Source organism: uncultured Winogradskyella sp. (genome assembly GCF_937958655.1).
Lineage (GTDB): Bacteria > Bacteroidota > Bacteroidia > Flavobacteriales > Flavobacteriaceae > Winogradskyella.
The window spans coordinates 107245-129716 of sequence record NZ_CALGNH010000025.1 but is presented as its reverse complement, the minus strand read 5'-3'; the positions used below and the strand labels follow the sequence as shown (position 1 = coordinate 129716).

The following is a 22472-nucleotide window of genomic DNA, read 5'->3' as shown; positions in this document are numbered from 1 at the left end:
CCATTTTGCAATTGTATTTTTTATTCAAATAGAATCGTATTTTTACAACTATGATTAATCCATTTGACGATACTTATTTTATGCGAAAAGCACTTCAGGAAGCAGAGGTGGCTTTTGAAAAAGGTGAAATCCCTGTTGGTGCCATTATTGTGGTACAAGATAGGATTATAGCTAGAACACATAATCTTACAGAGCTATTAAATGATGTTACTGCACATGCCGAAATGCAAGCTATTACATCTGCCGCAAATTTTTTGGGTGGTAAATATTTAACCAATTGCACTTTGTATGTTACCTTAGAGCCATGCCAAATGTGTGCAGGTGCATTGTACTGGAGTCAAATATCTAAAATTGTTTATGCAGCTTCAGACGAGCAACGTGGATTTATGGCTATGGGTTCTAAACTTCACCCTAAGACAAAAGTGGTTAGCGGCATACTTGCAGAAGAAGCTTCTCAACTTTTGAAACGATTTTTTATTGAAAAACGAAATTTAAATTAAAGCTTAATGAAGATGCTATACAAAGTATTGGGACTATGTATGTTCCTAGTTGTGCTAAACTGTAAATCCATACAAAACCAGAATAAATTAGAAAAAGAAGATAGTTTCTTAATAGGTAAGGGTAATTTATATGGATCTGGTGCTGAGGGTCTTGCAAAGCAAAACTTAGTTATTACAGACTCAAATCAATGGAATGACCTTTTGAAAAAGATAAATGCTATTAATAATGTCTCTGATGGTTTTTCTGAAACTAAAATTAATTTTTCAAAGTACACGCTTATAGCTGTTTTTGGCGATGTTAAAGGTACAGGAGGTCATAGTATAGAATTAGAAGTAAAATCTAATTTAGACAATATTGAGGTGTATGTATACTCTAAAGGACCAGATGGTATGGCTAGTAGTGTAATGACTCAGCCGTTTATCATTGTTAGAATTGCAAAGTCTGAGTTTCCGATTGTATTCAAATAAAAAACGCCCAACCAAAGGTTGAGCGTTGAAACTGCTTTAAAGTATGTTTTAAAGGACGCTTACATTAGCAGCAACCAATCCTTTTCTTCCTTCTTCTTCTGTGTACTCTACATTGTCACCTTCGCGTAATTCTACGCCATCAAGGTTTGATACGTGTACGAAGATGTCTTTTCCTGTTTCTTCGTTTGTAATGAATCCATATCCTTTGGAATCATTGAAAAATTTAACTGTTCCAGTCATTATAAATAAATAAAAATTAAAGTACAAAGGTAAGACTAATTATTACACAATTAGAAAATAATGTGTTTTATTTCAAAAAGTTACAATTTATTAATACCTATTGCGCTTTTGATTTTCTCGCATTTTGTCTAAATTTTCTTTGGTAAGCATGTATTCATTAACGTCTTTACCTTTCCATCTGTAGTAAGAAAATAATGGAAAAACGATTAGAAATAAACCCATTACACCAAATCCAATTAATTTTTGAGAATACGTTACATTTAAAATAAAACCGCATACAATACTGGTTATTGAAGCTATAAATGCAATGAGTGTTATATAATGAATGGGTTTCATAAAAATGATGATCTTAAATCTAATCTGGTTAGCGTACTCTTTAGGATGTAAAATTAATCAATTCGTGCCGATAAGCGGTTAATAGTTTAGATTTTGAAACAAAGCCATAATACTTTTGATCCTTAATTACTGGTAGATTCCAGGCTTTAGTCCTCTGAAATTTCTTCATTACCTCTTCCATAGAATCATGCTCATAATAAATAATTTCTGGTGGTTTTTGCATAAAGGTTTCAACAGTGGTAGAGTTGTAAAGACTTTGGTCAAACATTACAGAACGAATGTTGTCGAGTAAAATTATACCAATAAAATTTTGTGACAAATCCGTTACAGGAAACAGATTTCTGTTTGATTTTGAAACACCATTTTTAAGCATTTCACCTAGGGTCATATCGGGATGTAATAGCACAAAGTTTTGCTCTATAACGGAATCTAATTTCATTACTGTGAGTACATTTTTATCCTTGTTTTGGGTTAATAATGCCCCTTTTTCTAATAATTCTTTGGTGTAAATAGTGTGGTCTAATCCGTTTTTATTGATAATAAAGGACATAGAGGCCGTTATCATTAACGGTACAAACAATTGGTAACCACCTGTAATTTCTGCAATTAGAAAAATAGCGGTTAAAGGAGCATGTAATACACCAGCAATTAAACCAGCCATTCCAATTAGAGTAAAATTAGCCTCAGATACATGGAAGCCTAAACCACAGTTATTAATGATCTTGGCAACAACATTGCCTAAAGCACTTCCCATAACTAAGGTCGGAATTATAATTCCGCCAGTGCCGCCAGCGGCAAAAGTAGTAGACATGGCAATGGCTTTAAAAAGTGTAATGCCAAAGAGTAAACCAATAACAATCCAAATATTATCTAAATATGCATCAAAAGGAGTTGTGCCAAGCGCTTTAATATCATTACCCAACATAAGATTATTTATAAATCCAAAACCTTCACCATAGAGTGGTGGAATAAAAAATAACATTACACCGATAGCCAAGCCACCAATTATTAATTTTTGTCTTGCAGATTTAAAGCGATTAAAAAAAGTGGTAATACCAAAGTGTATTTTTGAAAAATATATGGATGCAGTTCCCGTTCCAACACCTAGTAAAATATAAAAGAGTGTGTCTTTTATGGCAAATTTATCGGTAACATTAAAGTCAAATAAAACACTATCTCCCATAAAAAAATAGGATGTAATTACAGAAGAGACGGAAGCAATGAGTAAGGGTAATAATGAAGCAAAGGTTAGATCTAAACTAAACACTTCTACAGCAAAAATTATAGCGGCAATAGGCGATTTAAAAATGGAAGCTATAGCACCAGCAGCTGCACAAGCTATTAATAAACTTCTTGTTTTTCGGTCTATATGTAGAAGTCTACCTAAGTTAGAGCTCAGGGCAGATGCAGATAAGATAGCTGGGCCTAGTAGCCCTACAGAACCACCAAAACCAACGGTTAATGGTGCAGTAATGAGTGGTAAATATACTTTGCGTTTTTCTATAATGCCATCGCGTTTAGATAGGGCATATAAAATAGATGGTATAGCGTGTTTACTTGGTTTTTTTGAAACATATTTCACAAATAAGTAAACAAAAAAAAGACCTATCATAGGAAGAATAAAGTAAATGCTATTTTTAGACAGAATAACACTTTTTTCAAAAACAGCTTCAATGGCAAAGGTGATGTTTTTAATGAAAACTGAGATTAGTCCTGCTAGTAATCCAATAATTAAGCTTAAAACAAAGACAAAGTTTTTCTCAGAAACGTACTTATACCTCCAGATAATTAAATTTCTAAAAAAACTAGATTTAGTTGGCATAGCCTAAATCTAATAAATTATAGTAAAAAAACTAGAACGTTTTAATTTCTTCTTTCTTTAAAAAGTTCTAATTTCACTACAGACCAATCAAAAGCATCTTCTAAATCATCAAAAACATTTACTTTAAATTTGAAAAATAACTTTTCTATATCTATTGAAGATATATGTGTATTTTTATTTTTAACAATACAATAGGCAACGATTTCTGGAAAAAAATTAACAAATTTTTGATAACCAATAGGATCTATGGACTAGGAATTAACACGATTAGAAATGTATACGATGAGTTTTTTATCGTATACGTCGCTAATAAGTTTAACGAGATTATTAAATTCCATCGTAAAACCTTCACTTATTTCACCAATTAATTTTTGATTTTTTTCAACTAACACAACTACTCTAGTTTTAAAATTTAAGAGCTTATAGTCTGGTGTTTTAAAATAAAATTACACCCTTGAAGATTAATCTAACGTTAAAGTAAAAATCTAAATTTTAATTCAATCTTAGATTTAATTCGGTGAGTTGCGCTTTGTCAATTGGTGCAGGTGCGTCAATCATAACATCTCGGCCAGAATTATTTTTTGGAAAGGCGATAAAATCTCTAATCGTTTCTTGTCCGCCCAAAATAGCAACTAATCTATCGAGGCCAAAGGCAATACCTCCGTGAGGTGGTGCGCCATATTCAAAAGCATCCATTAAAAATCCAAATTGCGCTCGTGCTTCTTCATCGGTAAACCCTAAATGTTTTAACATAATGGCTTGCGTAGCTTTATCGTGTATACGAATTGAGCCACCACCAATTTCATTGCCGTTTAAAACCAAATCGTAAGCATTGGCTTTAACTTCACCTGGTTTTGAGTCTAATAATTCTAACTGGCCAGGTTTTGGTGAGGTAAATGGATGGTGCATGGCGTGGTAGCGCTCAGTCTCTTCGTCCCATTCTAGAAGCGGGAAATCCATAACCCATAGTGGCGCAAATTCATCTGGCTTGCGTAAACCTAAGCGCTCAGCTAATTCCATGCGGAGAGCACTTAATTGAGCTCTTACTTTATTAATATCACCAGAAAGTACACAGATTAAATCACCAGCTTTAGCACCAGTAACCTCTGCCCATTTTGCTAAATCGTTTTGGTCGTAGAATTTGTCTACTGAAGATTTAAAAGTACCATCATCATTACAGCGGCAATACACCATACCTAAAGCACCAACTTGTGGGCGTTTTACCCAATCAATGAGTTTATCTATTTCTTTTCTGGTATATTTATTTCCGCCAGGTACTGCTATGCCTACAACTAATTCAGCAGAATTAAATACATTGAAATCTTTGTGCTGAGCAACTTCATTAAGTTCGCCAAACTCCATTCCAAAACGGATGTCTGGTTTGTCATTTCCGTACAAGCGCATGGCATCGTCATACAGCATACGCGGAAATTTTTCAACCTCAACACCATTTATTTCTTTAAGTAATTGACGTGTTAATCCTTCAAACGTATTTAAAATATCTTCTTGCTCAACAAATGCCATTTCGCAATCTATTTGCGTAAATTCTGGCTGTCTATCTGCACGTAGATCTTCATCTCTAAAACACTTTACTATCTGAAAATATTTATCCATACCGCCTACCATAAGTAGTTGCTTAAAGGTTTGTGGAGATTGTGGTAAGGCATAAAATTGGCCTTCATTCATACGAGAAGGCACCACAAAATCACGTGCTCCTTCTGGTGTCGACTTAATTAAATATGGTGTTTCAACCTCTATAAAATCTTGTTTAGACAAATAGTTTCTAACGGCTTGCGCCACCTTATGCCTAAAAATTAAATTTTCTTTTACAGGATTACGACGAATATCTAAGTAGCGATATTTCATGCGTAGATCATCTCCACCATCAGTTTCATCTTCAATAGTAAACGGTGGTACTAAAGAATGATTTAAAACGGTTAATTCTGAAACTAAAACTTCAATATCTCCTGTTGGTATATTTGGATTTTTAGAGGCACGTTCTTGTACTTTGCCTGTTATTTGTATTACAAATTCTCTACCTAGTTTCTGTGCTTTTTCTAAAATAGCTTTAGAAGTCTGTTCTTCATCAAAATACAGTTGTGTAATACCGTAGCGGTCTCGTACGTCTACATACACCATAAACCCTTTATCTCTTACACCTTGAACCCAACCAGCTAAAGTAACTTCTGTATTGTTGTGTGCAGCTCGTAACTCGCCACAATTATGACTTCTATACATATTAAAAATATTAAGGCTGCAAATTTAAGGAAGTTATAAGACTATCAATAAAAAATCCGAAGACATTGCTTCGGATTTTTATAATTTTACTTACTTTATTTATCTAAAGCAAGTTGTGTATCTCTTTCGTTTAAGGCCTTTTGCGCATTAAAATCTATAGTAGAAGTTCTTTTTCGTCTCATCCACATTTTTAAACGCATACTCAAATAAAAGAATATTGGTACTACGATTAATGTTAAGAACGTGGCAATTAATAACCCATAAATTACAGTCCACGCTAATGGTCCCCAAAAAATAACATTATCACCACCCATGTAAATGTTTGGATTAAAATCAGCAAACAACGTAAAGAAATTAATGTTAAGGCCAATAGCTAAAGGAATTAAACCTAAAATAGTTGTAATTGCTGTTAAAAGTACAGGTCTTAAACGTGCTTTACCAGCTTTAACGATGGCATGGAATAGATCATCATGCTCTAGATAATCTGATTTTTCTAAGCCTAACTCATTCTTTTTTCTATCAATTAAAAGTTGCGCATAATCTAATAATACCACACCATTGTTTACCACAATTCCTGCAAGTGAAATAATACCAACCATGGTCATCATAATTACAAAAGCACTGCCCGAAATTACCAATCCGCCAAATACGCCAATGAGACTCAATAAAATCGCCAGCATAATAATTGTAGGTTTAGAAATTGAATTAAATTGAAAGATTAAGATGAAGAAAATTAGTAATAAACCAAAACCAAAAGCACCCATTAAGAATGCCATTTGTTTGTTTTGTTCTTCAATTTGTCCTGTGTAATCAATTTTAATATCTGCAGGTAATTTGCGGAAACTTGCCATTTCATTCTGAATCTTAGCTACCACAGCACCAGCATCTGTTTCACCAGGTGATAATGCTGAGTATACTGTAACTACACGTTTAGTGTCTTTGTGCTTAATGGCACTAAAACCAGAGTTATTTTTCTGTATAGCAACGGTAGATAATGGTATTTCTTTTATTTGACCAGTATTATCTCTAAATGTAATATTCTGATTAAATAGAGCACTTGTGTTATATCTTATATCTTGGTCAAAACGCACATAGATATCAAAATCATCACCGTTTTCTTTATAAATCCCAGCTTTTGCACCAAAAATAGAGTTACGTAATTGTGTCCCAATCTGTGCAGCACTAATACCAAGTTCTCCTGCCTTTTTACGGTCAATCTCAACCTGCATTGTTGGTTTGTCTTTATTAACATCAATTTTAAGCTCATCTACACCTGTAATATTTTTTGCGTTAATAAACTCGCGCATTTCTTCTGCTGTAGCAATAAGCTCGTTGTAATCGTTACCTTCAATTTCGATATTAATAGGTGCACCAGCTGGAGGACCATTGGCATCTTTTTCAACCGAAATTAAAACACCTGGATAGATGCCAACTAAAGCTTCTTGTACTTTTTGACGTAAAATTTCGCTATCCTCACCACGACGGTATTTGTACTCTCGCATAGATGCCGTTATTTTGGCCTTATGTGGCATCTCTGCAGAAGAACCACCATCGGTTTGTGGATTACCAGCACCTTCACCTACTTGAGAAACAGCACTTTCTACCAAGAAATTTTTACCATTGTCCATGTATTGACTTTGGTTAATAACATCGTAAACGCGCTTTTCAATTTGATTGGTGATGGCATTTGTCTTTTCTATAGCAGTACCTTCGGGATACTCAATGTAAACAATAATTTGATTGGGTTTATTATCTGGAAAAAATTCAATTTTTGTACGTTGTGATGCCACAGAAACCCCAAAAGCCATAAAGGCAGCAATGAGCAATAAAAACGTAATACCACTTAAAATATAAGGGCGCTTTTTTGACAGCGCGCCATTAAGCATACGCTCGTACCAGTTTTCTAGCTTTACTAAAGATTTGTTCTGAAAGTTATTTGCGGCTTTCCGAATTACAAAACGGTATGCCCAAAGCATAATAGCTGTAAAGATCATAACGGTTCCTAAGCCACGGTAAGCACCGCCAAAAAATAAAATGAGTAGTCCAATACCTGCAATAATTATAGTGGTTCTTATAATTTGATTAAGCGGCATTTCTTTGTCTTCAATTTTCATAAATTGAGATACTAAAACCGAATTAAAAAAGATAGCTACAAATAATGACGACCCTAAAACAATAGATAATGTTATGGGTAGAATTTTCATAAACTCACCCATAATACCTGGCCAAAATGCTAATGGTACAAAGGCGGCAACCGTTGTAAGGGTAGAAATTATGATAGGAAAAGCAATTTCACCAATCCCTTTTTTGGCGGCTTGTAGCCGTGTTAGCCCCTCTTCTTCCATAAGGCGATAAACATTTTCAACAACTACAATGCCATTGTCTACCAACATTCCAAGTCCCATAATGAGCCCAAAAAGCACCATAGTATTAAGACTGTAACCAATAATATTTAAGATCATTAAAGACATAAACATAGACATTGGTATAGCAAAACCTACAAAGAGTGCATTTTTAAATCCTAAAAAGAACATTAAAACCGTTACAACCAGTATAACACCAAAAATGATATTGTTGACCAAGTCGTCTACCTGACCGATAGTTACCGAAGACTGATCGTTGGTTATGGTAACTTCTAAGTCTTGTGGAAAAACATTTTTAATGGCGTTGTTTGTAAGTACTTCAATCTGCTCTGAGGCTGCAACCATGTTTTTACCTGCTCGTTTTTTTACATCGAGCATTACAACTGGTTTTCCAGACTTACGAGCAAATGTGGTTTTATCCTCTTCATGAAACGTTACTTTTGCAATATCTTTAAGGTAAATAGAATTGCCTTTTTCTGTTTTAACTACAAAGTCTTCTAGCTCTTTTGGTGACTCAATTTCACCAATAATTCTAATGGTGCGTCGTTGCCCTGAAGCTTTTAAATTTCCGGCAGATTGGGTAACATTTCCGTTGCCAATAGCACCCAAAATATCATTGAATGTGACTTGCGCAGCCATCATTTTATAGATGTCAACTTCTACTTCAACCTCCCTATCTTGTGCGCCACGAATATCTGCCTTTTTAATTTCTGGTAAATCTTCTATTTCGTCTTGAAGATACTCTGCATATTCCTTTAATTTTTCGATAGGGTAATCGCCCGAAATATTAATATTTAAAATTGGCATTTCTTCAGAAAGGCTTAATTCAAACACATTGGGTTCTACCTTTGCGCCATTAAATGTTGGCCAATCTTCGCTAGAGGTTTCAGAATCTATTTCGTCTTTAACCTTTTGCTTGGCTTGCTCAACGGTAATGTTTTCATCAAATTCCGCGATTAAAATAGAATAATCTTCTTGAGATGTTGAGGTTAATTCTACCAAATTACTTACCGTTTTTAGTTTGTCTTCTAATGGGTCGGTAACTAGTTTTTCTATATCCTCCGCGGTATTTCCTGGAAAGACTGTACTCACATAAATTTTAGTTTCATTCACTTCTGGAAAATTCTCGCGAGGCATGCTAAAAAAGGCAGAAATTCCCATAAAGAAAAATACTGCAATGAGCACGTATATCGTCGTTTTATTATTAATTGCCCACGATGATAATGTAAATTCCTTATCTATACTTTGTTTTTTGTTCTTACGCTCCATCGTTATCTTCTTTATAGTTAATAACTTCTACTGTTTGCCCATTTCTTACACTACGCGCACCTTCTTTTATAATTTCAGAATTTCCGTTAAGGCCTTCTAAAACTTCAATAACATCTCCTTGTGTTTTTCCGGTAGTAATTATAACACGTTTGGCTTCTCCTTCGTTATCTGAATTTTTGTTGGTGATTATATAAACATATTGCTCTCCTTCAGCATTTTCTGATATAATACTTTGAGGTATTAAAATGGCGTTTTGGTTTGTGTAATCATTAATTTTTAGACGTGCCGTTAAATTAGGTTTTATGCTTTTGTCTTTATTTGGTACTGCAATTTCTACATTAAATGTTCTGTTGGTAGGATTTATAAAATTACCTGCTTGGCGCACCTGAGCTTCAATTTTTTTATTGAGAACAGGAAACACAACCTCTACATTTTTCCCTTCAGTAACATCTGTAATATAGCGTTCTGGAACAGCAGTTTCAATATACATATCATTTAAGTTTACAATACGTAATATTGGTGATTGTCCGGCACCAACAACACTACCCTGTTCGGTAATAACGTCGTCAATAGTTCCCGAAAATGGCGCTCTAACATAGGTTTTGCCAATTTGTTGTTTTAATTGGTTAATCGCTTGTATTTGCGCTTCGTAGTTAGATTTTGCTTGTAAGTATTGTATCTCACTACCAATTTTTTGATTCCATAGACGCTCTTGTCTATCAAAAGTAGTTTTGGCTAAATTCGCCTTAATTTCTAACTGCGCTAATTGTTGGCTTAATCCGCCATCATCAATCTTAGCAAGTGTCTGTCCTTTACTTACGTTTTGCCCCTCTTTAACGTACACACGTGTTAAAATCCCAGAGAATTCTGGATATAGTACCAAGTTGTTTTTTGTACTTACACTGCCTTGCAATTCTACATAATGTGTAAAAACTTCTTTTTGAGCTTTAAAGCTCGTTACAAGCGGTATGTTTTTGGTGGTGTCTAAACTTGTTATTTTTTCATCTAAACGCTTTAATTGTGCTGCAATTTCTTGCTGTTTATTTACAATTTCTTCGCGTTTTTTTCTTATGTCTTCTAGACTATTACTTTCAATAACGCTGTCTACAGTTTGTTTTTTATCACCATTGCAAGCAAGGAATAATAAGGAAACAAGGGTTAGTTTTAGTATGTTTTTCATTTTAAAAATGTTTTAATTTTTGATTGATTAGTTGGCTGAAATGTTGTTAGTTATTGTTTCTAGCTCTGCTTTAGAATTTACGACATCTAACAAGGCTTGTAATAATTCTTGTTGCGCAGCGTAGAGTTGCGTTTGTGCTTGTCTTAACTCAAAACTTGAACCTATGCCTTCAAAAAATTTGGTCTGATTTTTAGATTCAATACGTTCTGCCAAAGCAAGATTTTCTTTTTTATTATTGTAGTCTTCAGTAGCAAACTTGTAGTTGCTTTTTGCAGTTTCAATCTGTAGTTTTAACATCTGCTCGGTTTCTGTAAGATTGTCTATAGATTTTTCGAGATTAATTTTGGCACGTTGGGTGGCTGCATTTCTGCCACCAGAGCTAAAAATTGGGATGTCTATATTTAAACCAAAAGCAGAAAATCCTGCCCAGTTTTGATTGCGATTAAAAAATGTAAACGCGTCACTAAAACCTAAATAACCACCATTTAAAAAGGCACTTAATCTTGGTAGTGCTTTACTTTTTTCTAACTTTAGTAGTAACGCTTTTGCCGTTTTATCATTTGCGGCAATTTTATAATCTATAGTGTTGGCAACGTCATTGTCTTGCTCTAAAACGTTTAAGGCAATATTTTTTTGTGCAAGTTGCTCAAGATTTTCTGCTAAAGTAACATTGGTATTGTAGTCTATACCTATAGTGATATTAAACATTTGGTATGCTATGCTTCTTAGGCGTACGGCATTATTAAAACCGCTTTTTACGTTAGATAAGGTGATTTGAAGTTGTTCTATACTTTCTTCTTCACCCAAACCGTTTTCATAAATCTTTGTGGTTTCGTCTAGGTTTTTTTCTAAAATAGAAATGTTCTTTTCAAAGATTTTTATACTTTCCTCAGCGAGTAAAACATTGCCATAAGCATTAATTACCGCCTTTCTAACCTGTAAATCTGTTTTGTTTTTGGCGTTTTCAGAGATTTCTAAAAACACTTTGGCAGATTGTAAGCCAACCAAATAGGAACCATCGAAAAGTAATTGACTAAGTGTGGCTGTAGCATTTACATTTTGTTGGGTGCCAAAAATAACTTCGGCAAATTCACCTGGTTCACCACCAAAGAATTCTGCTGGTACTAAAGAAATCTGTTGTTTTAAAAAGTTTTGATAATTAATACTCGCGTTAAGTTGTGGTAAACCTGTAGCGGTTGTTTCCCATTTTTGCTTTTTAGCAGCTTCAATATCGCGAGCTGCATTTTTAGCGGTTCTGTTGTTTTTTAAGGCGTAGTCTATAGCTTCTTGCAATGTGAAACTAGTTGGTGTGTCTTGGCTATAGCTAAAACTGAAACACATTAAAAAAATGAAAATTAATAGGTTTTTCATTGGTTGCTTATGATTGATTGTTTGTTATAAATTGATTTAATATCTTAAAGCCCTTCTCTGTGACAATGGCACGTAAGTGATATTCTAAATAACTTTCCATAAGGTATGCCATCTGAAACTCTTCTGGTGGAAAAAACATATTATCCTTAATACCTGTCATGCCTGTAAAGTACATTCTAGAAATAAAGTTAATGTCTATGTTGTCCCTAAAGACACCTGTTTCAACCCCTTGTTGTAAACTCTCTTGTACCGAACCGTGCATTTTTTCAAATTGCTTAAACTTTAGTTGATTATGTATCTGAGGATAATATTTTTTTAGCTGATATTGAGGCGAGGTCTTTTCATCTTTTAAATGTTGCATCACAAACATTTTAATAGAATACAACTCTTCAATTGGGTCAGGTGCATTTTCGCAAATGGTATCAATACCGTCACAAATAGTATCAAAAAGATGAAATGTTACAGCTTCAACGAGTTTAGTTTTATTGCTAAAATGAACATAAATGGTCTTTTTAGACATACCTAGTTCATTGGCAATATCGTCCATAGTTACACTTTTAAAGCCCAGTGTAAGAAATAGCTCTGTGGATTTTAGTATAATTTTTTCTCTCATATTAACGGTCCTCGTAAACGGACATCTCATTTTCTTTTAGAAATAGTATAACTTATTATTTAGGCTGCAAATGTATATTTGGAAACTTTAAAAACAAAAAAAGTTTCCAAAGTTTTAATATTTATTTAACATTCTACTTAAAGACCTGTGAGGTTTTTAAAACCTTGTAGGTCTTTAAGCAGAATTCAACTATTTTTGCTTTATGCAAAACATTGAAGCTTACCAAAAATCTTTTATAACATATCTAAGAGATTTTGCAGTTGAAAAAGAACCTAAAAATCTATACCAACCGGTTAATTATATTTTAAAACTTGGTGGAAAACGCCTAAGGCCAGTATTAACTTTAATGACTGCTGAAATTTTTGACGGAAACGCCAAAGACGCTATGAATGCGGCATTATCTGTAGAGGTGTTTCATAATTTTTCTCTGATTCATGACGATATTATGGATGATGCACCATTGCGACGAGGTAAAGCAACGGTTCATGAAAAATGGGACGTAAACACAGGGATACTTTCGGGAGATGCTATGCTCATTTTAGCTTATCAGTTATTAGAAAATTATGAACCAACGACTTTTAAAGCCTTAGCAAAATTATTTAGTAAAATCGCTTTAGAGGTTTGTGAAGGCCAGCAATACGACATTGATTTTGAAACCCGAAACAATGTTGCCATACCAGACTATCTTAAAATGATAGAATACAAAACAGCTGTTTTAGTTGGTGCAGCAATGAAAATGGGTGCCATTGTAGCCAAGGCTTCGGTAGAGAATCAAAATGCTATTTATGATTTTGGACGCTATTTAGGTATTGCCTTTCAATTACAAGACGATTATCTTGATGCTTTTGGAAATCCTGAAACTTTTGGAAAACAAGTTGGTGGTGACATACTAGAACATAAAAAGACATATCTGTACATTAAAACCTTAGAATTAGGAACTGAATTGCAACAACAAAATTTAGTAAGTACTATTACCAATAATGCACTCTCAAGTGATGATAAGGTTAAAAAGGTTAAAGCACTTTTTATTGATTCTGGTGCATCAGAAGCGACTAAAAATGCTGTTGAAGCTTATACTAAAAAAGCATTTTTGGTTTTAGAAACCTTAAATATTTCTGAAGATAAAAAGCAAGTGTTAAAAACATTTGGTCAACAACTAATGAATAGACCGGTGTAATGCTACCTAATAATTTTGAAGATCTTATTGCCGAAGCAAACCAACTTCAACTATATAAAAAACTGATTCTTCAACTTAATAAAGATATGTATTTAGCAAATATTGATTTAGAATTTAATAAAGAAACCTTGCCAACAAGTCTAAAGCTGGTATTGCAAGAGACTGTATTTCATCTTATTCTAAATAAATTTTCTGATTATTTAAACCTACTATATCAGGTTGACCTACCAGAAGTAAAAGTACGTGCTTTAAAGACTGAGAATACCGCAAGATTATCTGAGGATGTTACCTTTTTAATTTTGCAACGCGAGTGGCAAAAGGTGTGGTATAAAGCCCATCCCTAACCCTTTCTAGAGGTAAGGGAAAGCATTACTTAATAAGTGATTTATAGATAACACGACCAAATATTTCAAAATAATCGTTTTAAGGATAACATCCGAGTTAGGGTTCCTTCCCTCTAGGAAGGCTAGGATGGGCTGCCTAAAACCAAAACCTAACAAAAGGCATAAAAGGATCGGCATAAATACTTTTGTCTTCATCATATAAGACATCATAACGAATTCCGAAAATAACATTTCCAGATCTGTAACCGACGCCTAAGAATAAAGCATTAGCCCAAAAATTATTATCGGCATTGCTAACAAATTGCGAATCAAAATTGGTATTAACGTTAACCTGTTCAAACTCTGCAGAGAGCTGAACTTGAGAATAAGGGTTTGCAAGCGCAAGTACATTTCCACCTAAAATCGTAGATTTAAAAAAATTACGCTGGCTACTATAACTTCCGGTAAGCCCTAAACCTGCTGAAAAATAAGGGTTGAAGTTATAAATGGCTACCGGAGAAAGTGATCCATTAAAAAAGCCATTACCAAAGTTTAAACCAATACCACCGCCAAACTGTACGTTTTGCCAGAAATTATTAGATTGAAGATCATCGGTTTGTGCCATTGAGACATCTACAAATACAAGTGCAAAAAGCACTGTTATTTTAATTAATCTGTTGCGGTATGTGCTTATTTTTTTCATATCAATAAAGGTTGATTTCTAATCGTTATAAATATACTAAAAGCTGAACTATTTTTGTTAAAAGTTGTATTTTTGAAGAAATTTTGTTGAAACGACAACGTCTCATAAAAAATAATGGATAAATATTCCTTTCTCAACGCAGCACATACAGCATATTTTGCTGACTTATACGAACAATATCTAAAAAATCCTGATTCTGTAGAGCCTAGTTGGCGCGCCTTTTTCCAAGGTTACGATTTTGGCTCAGAAAATTACGGAATGGATGGCGCTATTGTAGATGGGGTTTCTACACAAATACCAGAACAATTACAAAAAGAATTTCAGGTTGTAAAACTCATAGATGGTTACAGAAGTAGAGGGCATTTATTTACAAAGACAAATCCTGTAAGAGCAAGACGAAAATATGCTCCAACACTAGAGATTCAGCATTTTGGTTTGTCTCAGAGCGATTTGCAAACCACATTTTCTGCTGGTGAGATTATAGGCTTAGGTACTGCAACATTGCAAAACATTATCGATCATTTAGAGCGTATATATTGCGATTCTATAGGTGTAGAATATATGTATATAAGAAAACCAGAAGAAATTGATTGGATTCAGAATAAGTTGAATGTCAATGATAATCATCCTCAGTTTTCGCCAAATCAGAAAAAGAATATTCTTAAAAAATTAAACGAAGCCGTATCGTTTGAGAATTTCTTACACACAAAATACGTAGGTCAAAAACGTTTTTCATTAGAGGGTAATGAGTCTTTAATTCCTGCTTTAGATGCTATGATAGAAACTGCTGCAGATTATGGAGTTAAGGAATTTGTTATGGGTATGGCGCACCGTGGACGTTTAAGTACCTTAACTAATATATTTGGCAAATCGGCCAAAGATATTTTTAGCGAGTTTGACGGTAAAGACTATGAAGAAAAGGTATTTGATGGTGATGTAAAATACCATTTAGGCTGGACCAGTGATCGCGAAACTGATGCAGGTAAAAAAATAAACTTAAGTATTGCTCCAAATCCTTCGCACTTAGAAACCGTTGGTGCTGTTGTAGAAGGAATTTCTCGGGCAAAACAAGATAAAGCAGAAATAGAGGATGCGTCTCAGGTTCTACCAATTGTTGTGCATGGTGATGCTGCAATTGCAGGGCAAGGTTTAGTATATGAAATTGTGCAAATGGCGCAATTAGATGGCTATAAGACCAACGGTACAGTACATATTGTTGTTAATAACCAAATAGGATTTACAACCAATTATTTAGATGGCCGCTCAAGTACCTATTGTACAGATGTAGGCAAGGTTACCTTGTCGCCTGTACTACACGTAAATGCTGATGATGCTGAGTCTGTAGTACATGCCACGTTATTTGCGTTACATTTTAGAATGAAATTTAAGCGCGATGTTTTTATAGACTTATTAGGTTATAGAAAATATGGTCATAACGAAGGTGATGAGCCAAAATTTACACAACCTTTATTATATAAAGCTATAGCAAAGCACAAAAATCCAAGGGATATTTATGCAGATCGTCTTATAGCAGAAGGTATTATAGAAGCGTCTTATGTTTCTAAAATTGAAAAAGAGTACAAGGAAAAATTAGAAGAAAAACTTGAAGATTCTCGTAAAATTGAAAAGACAGTTATTTCGCCATTTATGCACGAGCAGTGGAAAGATTTTGACCGTGTAGATGAACATGAAATGATGAAACCTGTAGATACTAAAGTGTCTAAACAGGTTTTAAAAGCTATAACAAGGGTTATTTCTAATCTTCCAGAGGATAAAAAATTTATTAGAAAAATTCAGCGTTTGGTAGAGTCTCGTCAAAAAATGTTTGATGAAGACCGGTTAGATTGGGCTATGGCAGAACATTTGGCCTACGGTTCACTTTTACAAGAAGGCTATAATGTAAGAATATCTGGGCAAGATGTAGAGCGTGGTACATTTTCTCATAGACATGCTGTGGTCAAAGTAGAAGATAGTGAGGAAGAAATAATATTACTGAAAAATGTTTCAGAAAATCAAGGGCAGTTTAATGTCTTTAATTCCTTGCTTTCAGAATATGGTGTTGTAGGATTTGATTATGGTTATTCCATGGCAAGCCCTAATACATTAACTATTTGGGAAGCTCAATTTGGCGACTTTAGTAATGGAGCCCAAATTATGATAGATCAATACATATCATCAGGTGAAGACAAATGGAAAACATCTAATGGTTTAGTAATGCTACTGCCTCATGGTTACGAGGGTCAAGGTGCAGAGCACTCTTCTGGTCGTATGGAACGTTATTTACAAGTATGCGCAAAGGATAATATGTTTGTAGCGGATTGTACAACTCCCGCCAACATGTTCCATTTGTTACGTAAGCAAATGAAAGCTAATTACAGAAAGCCTTTAATTGTTTTTACACCTAAGAGTTTGTTACGTCATCCTAAGGTAATTTCTACAGTTGAAGAATTTGCAAATGGAAGTTTTCAGATGCTGATTGATGATGTTAATGCGAAGAAAGACAAAATAAAAACCCTAGTTTTTGTAACTGGTAAATTTTACTATGATTTACTAGAAAAGCAAGAAGAGTTAGGAAGATATGATGTGGCTCTTGTTAGGATAGAACAATTATTTCCGGTGCCAGTAGACCAAATCAAAGCAGTTATAAAAACGTATAAAAATGCGGATGATATCGTCTGGGCACAAGAGGAGCCAAGGAATATGGGAGCTTATAGTCATATGCTAATGCATTTTAAAGATGCAAGACAATGGAGAGCTGCAAGTAGAAGACCTTATGGAGCACCTGCCGCAGGTAGTTCGGTCCGTTCAAAAATTAGACATCAGCAAGTCATAGATTATGTTTTTGATAAAACCAAAAACAATCAAAGAAAGTAAATGTCATCCCTGTATGTTTCGCTGAGCTTGCCGAAGCGAATGCAGGCATCTAAATAAATGAAATAATTAAATAATGAGATTCCGAAATAAGTTCGGAATGACAAAAGAAACATTATGATTTTAGAAATGAAAGTGCCTTCACCAGGCGAATCAATCACTGAAGTAGAAATCGCAGAATGGTTAGTGCAAGATGGAGATTATGTAGAAAAAGATCAAGCCATTGCCGAAGTAGATAGTGATAAAGCTACCTTAGAACTGCCAGCTGAAGCTAGTGGTACTATAACCCTTAAAGCAGAAGAAGGTGATGCTGTTGAAGTTGGTGCTGTAGTTTGTTTAATTGATACAAGTGCAGAAAAGCCTGCAGGTAGTGATGCACCAGCAAAAGAAGAAAAGAAAGCTGAAGCTCCTAAAAAAGAGGAAGTAAAACCTGTAGCTACTGAATCTAAATCGTATGCTACTGGTACTCCAAGCCCAGCAGCTAAAAAGATATTAGATGAAAAAGGTATAGATACCAAATCCGTTTCTGGCACAGGTAAAGATGGTAGAATTACAAAAGACGATGCTGTAAAAGCTACACCATCTATGGGTACACCATCTGGAGGAAGTAGAGGATCATCCCGCAGTAAAATGTCAATGCTGCGACGTAAAGTTGCAGAACGATTAGTTGAGGCAAAAAATACAACGGCTATGTTAACCACATTTAATGAGGTTGATATGTCTCCAATTTTTGATTTGCGAAAACAATATAAAGAAGACTTTAAAGCTAAGCACGGTGTAAGTCTTGGTTTTATGAGTTTCTTTACGCTTGCTGTGGTGCGTGCATTAAAAATGTATCCTGCCGTTAACTCTATGATTGATGGTAAGGAAATGATTTCTTTCGATTTTTGCGACATTAGTATTGCAGTATCAGGGCCAAAAGGTTTAATGGTGCCTGTTATACGAAATGCCGAGAATCTGAGCTTTAGAGGAGTAGAGGCTGAGGTAAAACGTTTAGCGTTAAGAGCGCGTGATGGTCAAATAACTGTTGATGAAATGACGGGAGGAACTTTTACCATCTCCAATGGTGGTGTTTTTGGTAGTATGTTGTCTACACCGATTATCAACCCTCCTCAAAGTGGGATTTTAGGTATGCACAATATTGTAGAACGACCAGTTGCTATTAATGGTATGATAGATATACGTCCAATAATGTATGTAGCGTTATCTTACGATCACAGAATAATAGATGGTAAAGAATCTGTAGGTTTCTTGGTTGCCGTCAAAGAAGCCTTAGAAAATCCAACAGAATTATTAATGGATAATGACCCAAAGGGAGCATTAGAAATGTAGTACAATACAATATTTAATAAGAAAAAGCGCAACCCAAGAGTGGTTGCGCTTTTTTTCTCCTAATAAATTAAGAGCAACTAACTAAATTAACTAAAAAAATTAACGGCTATATTAGCTGATATTACGATTACAGAACTTACTATAAGTAATATCATAAATAGTTTATCTTTTTTTGAGGTGTTTTCTTTCATTGTGTGCATAACTTCGTATTTAAAAAAGCTCTGAACGTTAAAGCATTCAGAGCTTTAAGAACTTAAACTTGGGACTTAGATTAATAGCACTGTAAATTTCTGAATTAAAATGAAGCCATACTATAGGTAGAACTACGTAATTTTTGACTTTTTTCAATAAAACTCAAGAAAAAAGCCTTGGACAAATGCCCAAGGCTTGGTAATCCCCTAAGAACTAATTAATAGCTCGTTATTAACCCTTAATTAATAACAGTGTAAATTTCTGAATTAAAATAAAGCGATACTATAGGTAGAACTACGTAATTTTAAAGAAACTTTATATTTTCTTTGGCAGAAAGGTATAAACTTGTTGATTTAGAGTCTAATGCAAGTTTTCGTCGTATGTTATTTTTGTGTTTTTCAACGGTTCTAACCGAAATATTTAATGTTTCTGCAATCTCAGGCGTACTTTTATTAGCACCGATAAGCTTAAAAACCGTAATTTCTGTTTTAGATAATTTTTTTAAACCTTCTGGCGCTCTGTTGACTTCTATGTAATTAATAAGTTCTGGACTAAAATAAGGTTTACCATTTATAACAGAAGCAATGCATGCTTCAATTTCGTCTAGTGCAAATTCTTTTAAAACGTAACCATAAACGCCCAAATTCTTAGCCTCGTCGTAGATTTTTTCATCCTTTTCAAAAGTAATAAGTATAATTTTTGTCGCCAATTTAGCCTCATTACATTTTTGTGCAATTTCTAATCCTGTGTAAAATGGCATTTGTATATCTAGTATAGCAATGTCTGGGACATGAGCTTTTATTAATGTTAAGGCTTCCTTGCCATTTTTCGCACTTGCCAGGACGTTATAACTATTTTCGTTAAGAAAATCCTTGAGACCTTTTAGTACCAGAGGGTGATCATCGGCAATGATGAGAGATGGATTCATTTAGTAAGATGCTATTAATTCAATTATAAATTTACTTAAGAATCTTTAGTTAGAGAAATTTCTTTGAGTTTTAAATAAAGATACTTTTTTTCATAATCAATAATAGCCTTGCCTTTTTTAAGGATATCGGCACCAATAATACCATCAACAGGATCTGCGTTATGATTTATAAGACCAGTATTAACATGCGAGAGATTAAACAAAATTATACTAATACGGTTCTTTTTCCATTTGCCAATTTTTAGCGTGTTAGATTTAGATATCTTAGTTTGCATATTAGAAGCACCAGCGCCTGTCGCTTTAATATCGGAGTCTTTAACCTTAAGATTAAATCGATCAATAGCTTCAAAACCAACACAACTACTAGAGGCACCAGTGTCTAAAATAAATCTACCATTTACACCATTAATAGAGGCTTTTATTTCAAAATGATGTGTTTTTGTAAACTTTAATTTAATTTTAGAATAGCCCTTATCTGTTAGAAAATCTCTAAGCGTTTCCATTTTTTTAATTTGTGTAAATATAATATTATAAACAACTATTTTTGTCCAATGATTATAACAGACACCCATACTCATTTATATAGTGAGGCTTTTGATGACGATAGATCTGCAATGGTAAAACGGGCTATTGACGCCAATATTAGCCGGTTTTTTATCCCAGCTATTGATTCTTCGTACACAGCATCTATGCTTCAGCTAGAGGCAGACTTTCCTGAGCATATTTTTTTAATGATGGGTTTGCATCCTACGCATGTTAAAGCTAATTATAAAAAAGAGCTTCAGCATGTTGAAGATATGCTGGCGGAACGACGATTTTATGCTGTTGGTGAGATTGGTATAGATTTATATTGGGATAAAACGACTTTAGATATACAAATAGAGGCGTTTAGGTATCAAATTAATTTAGCTAAAACCTATAAATTACCAATAGTAATACATTGCAGAGACGCTTTTGATGAGATTTTTGAAGTTTTAGAGCAAGAAAAGTCAGATGGTTTATTCGGTATTTTTCACTGCTTTACTGGGAATTTAGAGCAAGCCCATAAGGCTATATCTTATAATATGAAATTAGGAATAGGTGGAGTGGTAACCTTTAAAAATGGACAAATAGATCAATTTATTAATCAAATAGATTTAGAGCATATTGTATTAGAAACAGATGCGCCTTACTTGGCACCTAAGCCTTATAGAGGAAAACGTAACGAAAGTTTATATATATATAAGGTATTAGAAAAATTATCGGAACTTTATGGTATCAGTGAGGAATCAATAGCAAAAGTCACAACAAAAAATTCTAAAGACATCTTTGGTGTTTAACTTATGCAAAAACCTAACATTTTATTAATATATACAGGAGGTACCATTGGCATGATAAAAGATGTTGATACTGGCGCACTTAAGGCTTTTAATTTTAAGAGTCTGTTAGATCGTATTCCAGAAATCCGTTTGTTGGATTGTAACATTGAAACCCTGTCTTTTGACGAACCTATAGATTCATCTAACATGAATCCGAAGTATTGGGCGGACATTGCAAAAATTATTAAGAATAACTATGATATTTTTGATGGTTTTGTGGTGTTGCATGGCAGTGACACTATGAGCTATTCTGCCTCTGCTCTAAGTTTTATGTTAGAAAATTTAAGAAAGCCAGTGATATTTACGGGTTCGCAATTACCTATTGGCGATTTAAGAACTGATGCAAAAGAAAATTTAATAACTTCAATACAAATAGCATCATTGCATAAAAATGGAATTCCTGTTATTAAGGAAGTTGGGCTTTATTTTGAATATAAGTTATACAGAGGTAATAGAACAACTAAAATTAATGCAGAACATTTTGAAGCTTTTGACTCTCCAAACTACCCAACTTTAGTAGAGTCTGGAGTACATTTAAAAGTAAATCATGAATTTTTATGGATGCATAATTCGTCAGATGATCTTATTGTACGCACCAATATGGATACAAATATTGGGATTCTAAAAATATTTCCTGGCATTTCAAAACCTTTTGTTGAGGCCCTAATACAAACAGAAAATTTAAAAGGACTTATAATAGAAACTTATGGCTCTGGTAATGCAACAATGGAAGACTGGTTTATCAACAGCTTACAAAAAGCCATACATAAAGGCTTATATGTCGTTAATGTTACACAATGTTCTGGTGGTAGTGTTGTAATGGGGCAATACGAAACAAGTTCGCAATTAAAAGCTGTAGGAGTTATCTCCGGAAAAGATATAACCACAGAGGCTGCTTTAGTAAAATTAATGTACCTTATAGGGTATAAAACAAAACCAAAAGACTTCAAAAATTATTTTGAAACGTCATTACGTGGAGAATTGACCTAAAATTAACGGCTTAAATTTTAGTGTTTAAAGTTTTTTTCGTTATTTGGTCTTCTGTAATTTTAAATTAAGGTTTACAGAGAGGTGGCCGAGTGGTCGAAGGCGCACGCCTGGAAAGTGTGTATACTCCAAAAGGGTATCGAGGGTTCGAATCCCTTCCTCTCTGCTTAGATTTTAAGATTGGATTACATTATTTTTTTT

Annotated in this window: 19 protein-coding genes and 1 tRNA gene; 9 read left to right on the top strand and 11 right to left on the bottom strand. The window is 34.1% G+C overall.

The window, feature by feature from the left end; genetic code table 11:
* The first annotated feature begins 50 nt into the window (after window positions 1-50).
* Complete coding sequence (locus Q0800_RS05520) at window positions 51-500, top strand: nucleoside deaminase (protein WP_299128217.1); 450 nt, start codon at window positions 51-53, stop codon at window positions 498-500.
* A gap of 6 nt (window positions 501-506) precedes the next feature.
* The gene (locus tag Q0800_RS05515) at window positions 507-968 is read left to right on the top strand and encodes a protease complex subunit PrcB family protein (protein ID WP_299128215.1); all 462 of its coding nucleotides are present in this window, start codon (window positions 507-509) and stop codon (window positions 966-968) included.
* Between the two features lie 48 nt (window positions 969-1016).
* Here Q0800_RS05515 and Q0800_RS05510 read toward each other — a convergent pair whose 3' ends face one another.
* The 8 genes from Q0800_RS05510 to Q0800_RS05475 all read right to left on the bottom strand — a co-directional run bounded on the left by Q0800_RS05510 (window position 1017) and on the right by Q0800_RS05475 (window position 12400).
* On the bottom strand, window positions 1017-1208 hold the full coding sequence (locus Q0800_RS05510) for a cold-shock protein (RefSeq protein WP_299128214.1): 192 nt from the start codon (window positions 1206-1208) through the stop codon (window positions 1017-1019).
* A 90-nt stretch (window positions 1209-1298) separates the two neighbouring features.
* A complete protein-coding gene (locus Q0800_RS05505; protein WP_299128213.1) occupies window positions 1299-1544 on the bottom strand; it encodes a hypothetical protein in 246 nt (81 codons plus the stop codon).
* A gap of 40 nt (window positions 1545-1584) precedes the next feature.
* A complete protein-coding gene (locus tag Q0800_RS05500) occupies window positions 1585-3366 on the bottom strand; it encodes a chloride channel protein (protein ID WP_299128212.1) in 1782 nt (593 codons plus the stop codon).
* Window positions 3367-3858: 492 nt separating this feature from the next.
* Window positions 3859-5604 carry an aspartate--tRNA ligase gene (aspS, locus tag Q0800_RS05495; RefSeq protein ID WP_299128211.1) on the bottom strand — a complete coding sequence of 582 codons (1746 nt, stop codon included), beginning with the start codon at window positions 5602-5604 and terminating at the stop codon, window positions 3859-3861.
* 95 nt (window positions 5605-5699) lie between these two features.
* Window positions 5700-9236: an efflux RND transporter permease subunit gene (locus Q0800_RS05490; protein ID WP_299128210.1), complete on the bottom strand. Its 3537-nt coding sequence runs from the start codon at window positions 9234-9236 to the stop codon at window positions 5700-5702.
* On the bottom strand, window positions 9226-10416 hold the full coding sequence (locus Q0800_RS05485; protein WP_299128209.1) for an efflux RND transporter periplasmic adaptor subunit: 1191 nt from the start codon (window positions 10414-10416) through the stop codon (window positions 9226-9228). The genes Q0800_RS05490 and Q0800_RS05485 overlap by 11 nt, the downstream gene beginning before the upstream one ends.
* A 27-nt stretch (window positions 10417-10443) precedes the next feature.
* Entirely contained in the window at window positions 10444-11787 is a 1344-nt protein-coding gene (locus Q0800_RS05480) for a TolC family protein (protein ID WP_299128208.1), read from the bottom strand.
* 7 nt (window positions 11788-11794) lie between these two features.
* Window positions 11795-12400: a TetR/AcrR family transcriptional regulator gene (locus Q0800_RS05475; protein ID WP_299128207.1), complete on the bottom strand. Its 606-nt coding sequence runs from the start codon at window positions 12398-12400 to the stop codon at window positions 11795-11797.
* 202 nt (window positions 12401-12602) lie between these two features.
* Here Q0800_RS05475 and Q0800_RS05470 point away from each other — a divergent pair, with 202 nt between their 5' ends.
* Together Q0800_RS05470 and Q0800_RS05465 are read left to right on the top strand one after the other, a co-directional pair.
* Complete coding sequence (locus Q0800_RS05470) at window positions 12603-13577, top strand: polyprenyl synthetase family protein (protein WP_299128206.1); 975 nt, start codon at window positions 12603-12605, stop codon at window positions 13575-13577.
* A complete protein-coding gene (locus Q0800_RS05465; RefSeq protein ID WP_299128205.1) occupies window positions 13577-13921 on the top strand; it encodes a hypothetical protein in 345 nt (114 codons plus the stop codon). The genes Q0800_RS05470 and Q0800_RS05465 overlap by 1 nt, the downstream gene beginning before the upstream one ends.
* A 136-nt stretch (window positions 13922-14057) precedes the next feature.
* Here Q0800_RS05465 and Q0800_RS05460 read toward each other — a convergent pair whose 3' ends face one another.
* Entirely contained in the window at window positions 14058-14603 is a 546-nt protein-coding gene (locus tag Q0800_RS05460) for an alpha-ketoglutarate decarboxylase (protein ID WP_299128204.1), read from the bottom strand.
* Between the two features lie 114 nt (window positions 14604-14717).
* Here Q0800_RS05460 and Q0800_RS05455 point away from each other — a divergent pair, with 114 nt between their 5' ends.
* On the top strand, window positions 14718-17477 hold the full coding sequence (locus tag Q0800_RS05455) for a 2-oxoglutarate dehydrogenase E1 component (RefSeq protein WP_299128203.1): 2760 nt from the start codon (window positions 14718-14720) through the stop codon (window positions 17475-17477).
* A gap of 114 nt (window positions 17478-17591) precedes the next feature.
* Window positions 17592-18806: a 2-oxoglutarate dehydrogenase complex dihydrolipoyllysine-residue succinyltransferase gene (gene odhB, locus Q0800_RS05450; RefSeq protein WP_299128202.1), complete on the top strand. Its 1215-nt coding sequence runs from the start codon at window positions 17592-17594 to the stop codon at window positions 18804-18806.
* A gap of 496 nt (window positions 18807-19302) precedes the next feature.
* Here the strand turns inward: odhB and Q0800_RS05445 are convergent, their stop codons facing one another.
* Window positions 19303-19926, bottom strand: coding sequence for a response regulator transcription factor (locus tag Q0800_RS05445; RefSeq protein ID WP_299128201.1), 624 nt, complete (start codon window positions 19924-19926; stop codon window positions 19303-19305).
* Window positions 19927-19961: 35 nt separating this feature from the next.
* Window positions 19962-20429, bottom strand: a complete 468-nt coding sequence (locus Q0800_RS05440; protein ID WP_299128200.1) for a retropepsin-like aspartic protease — start codon at window positions 20427-20429, stop codon at window positions 19962-19964.
* 48 nt (window positions 20430-20477) lie between these two features.
* Between Q0800_RS05440 and Q0800_RS05435 the strand changes: the two genes are divergently transcribed.
* The 3 genes from Q0800_RS05435 to Q0800_RS05425 all read left to right on the top strand — a co-directional run bounded on the left by Q0800_RS05435 (window position 20478) and on the right by Q0800_RS05425 (window position 22437).
* Entirely contained in the window at window positions 20478-21245 is a 768-nt protein-coding gene (locus Q0800_RS05435) for a TatD family hydrolase (RefSeq protein ID WP_299128199.1), read from the top strand.
* 3 nt (window positions 21246-21248) lie between these two features.
* Complete coding sequence (locus tag Q0800_RS05430; RefSeq protein ID WP_299128198.1) at window positions 21249-22274, top strand: asparaginase; 1026 nt, start codon at window positions 21249-21251, stop codon at window positions 22272-22274.
* Window positions 22275-22349: 75 nt separating this feature from the next.
* Window positions 22350-22437, top strand: a tRNA-Ser gene (locus tag Q0800_RS05425).
* The last annotated feature ends 35 nt before the right edge of the window (window positions 22438-22472 follow it).

Bases quoted from the DNA above. Each gene is read 5' to 3' on its own strand.
- Q0800_RS05485 (WP_299128209.1), bottom strand. From the start codon at position 10,416: ATGAAAAACATACTAAAACTAACCCTTGTTTCCTTATTATTCCTTGCT.
- Q0800_RS05430 (WP_299128198.1), top strand. From the start codon at position 21,249: ATGCAAAAACCTAACATTTTATTAATATATACAGGAGGTACCATTGGC.
- aspS (WP_299128211.1), bottom strand. From the start codon at position 5,604: ATGTATAGAAGTCATAATTGTGGCGAGTTACGAGCTGCACACAACAAT.
- Q0800_RS05440 (WP_299128200.1), bottom strand. From the start codon at position 20,429: ATGGAAACGCTTAGAGATTTTCTAACAGATAAGGGCTATTCTAAAATT.
- Q0800_RS05480 (WP_299128208.1), bottom strand. From the start codon at position 11,787: ATGAAAAACCTATTAATTTTCATTTTTTTAATGTGTTTCAGTTTTAGC.
- Q0800_RS05490 (WP_299128210.1), bottom strand. From the start codon at position 9,236: ATGGAGCGTAAGAACAAAAAACAAAGTATAGATAAGGAATTTACATTA.
- Q0800_RS05500 (WP_299128212.1), bottom strand. From the start codon at position 3,366: ATGCCAACTAAATCTAGTTTTTTTAGAAATTTAATTATCTGGAGGTAT.
- Q0800_RS05470 (WP_299128206.1), top strand. From the start codon at position 12,603: ATGCAAAACATTGAAGCTTACCAAAAATCTTTTATAACATATCTAAGA.
- Q0800_RS05515 (WP_299128215.1), top strand. From the start codon at position 507: ATGAAGATGCTATACAAAGTATTGGGACTATGTATGTTCCTAGTTGTG.
- odhB (WP_299128202.1), top strand. From the start codon at position 17,592: ATGATTTTAGAAATGAAAGTGCCTTCACCAGGCGAATCAATCACTGAA.
- Q0800_RS05465 (WP_299128205.1), top strand. From the start codon at position 13,577: ATGCTACCTAATAATTTTGAAGATCTTATTGCCGAAGCAAACCAACTT.
- Q0800_RS05510 (WP_299128214.1), bottom strand. From the start codon at position 1,208: ATGACTGGAACAGTTAAATTTTTCAATGATTCCAAAGGATATGGATTC.
- Q0800_RS05460 (WP_299128204.1), bottom strand. From the start codon at position 14,603: ATGAAAAAAATAAGCACATACCGCAACAGATTAATTAAAATAACAGTG.
- Q0800_RS05520 (WP_299128217.1), top strand. From the start codon at position 51: ATGATTAATCCATTTGACGATACTTATTTTATGCGAAAAGCACTTCAG.
- Q0800_RS05505 (WP_299128213.1), bottom strand. From the start codon at position 1,544: ATGAAACCCATTCATTATATAACACTCATTGCATTTATAGCTTCAATA.
- Q0800_RS05455 (WP_299128203.1), top strand. From the start codon at position 14,718: ATGGATAAATATTCCTTTCTCAACGCAGCACATACAGCATATTTTGCT.
- Q0800_RS05435 (WP_299128199.1), top strand. From the start codon at position 20,478: ATGATTATAACAGACACCCATACTCATTTATATAGTGAGGCTTTTGAT.
- Q0800_RS05475 (WP_299128207.1), bottom strand. From the start codon at position 12,400: ATGAGAGAAAAAATTATACTAAAATCCACAGAGCTATTTCTTACACTG.
- Q0800_RS05445 (WP_299128201.1), bottom strand. From the start codon at position 19,926: ATGAATCCATCTCTCATCATTGCCGATGATCACCCTCTGGTACTAAAA.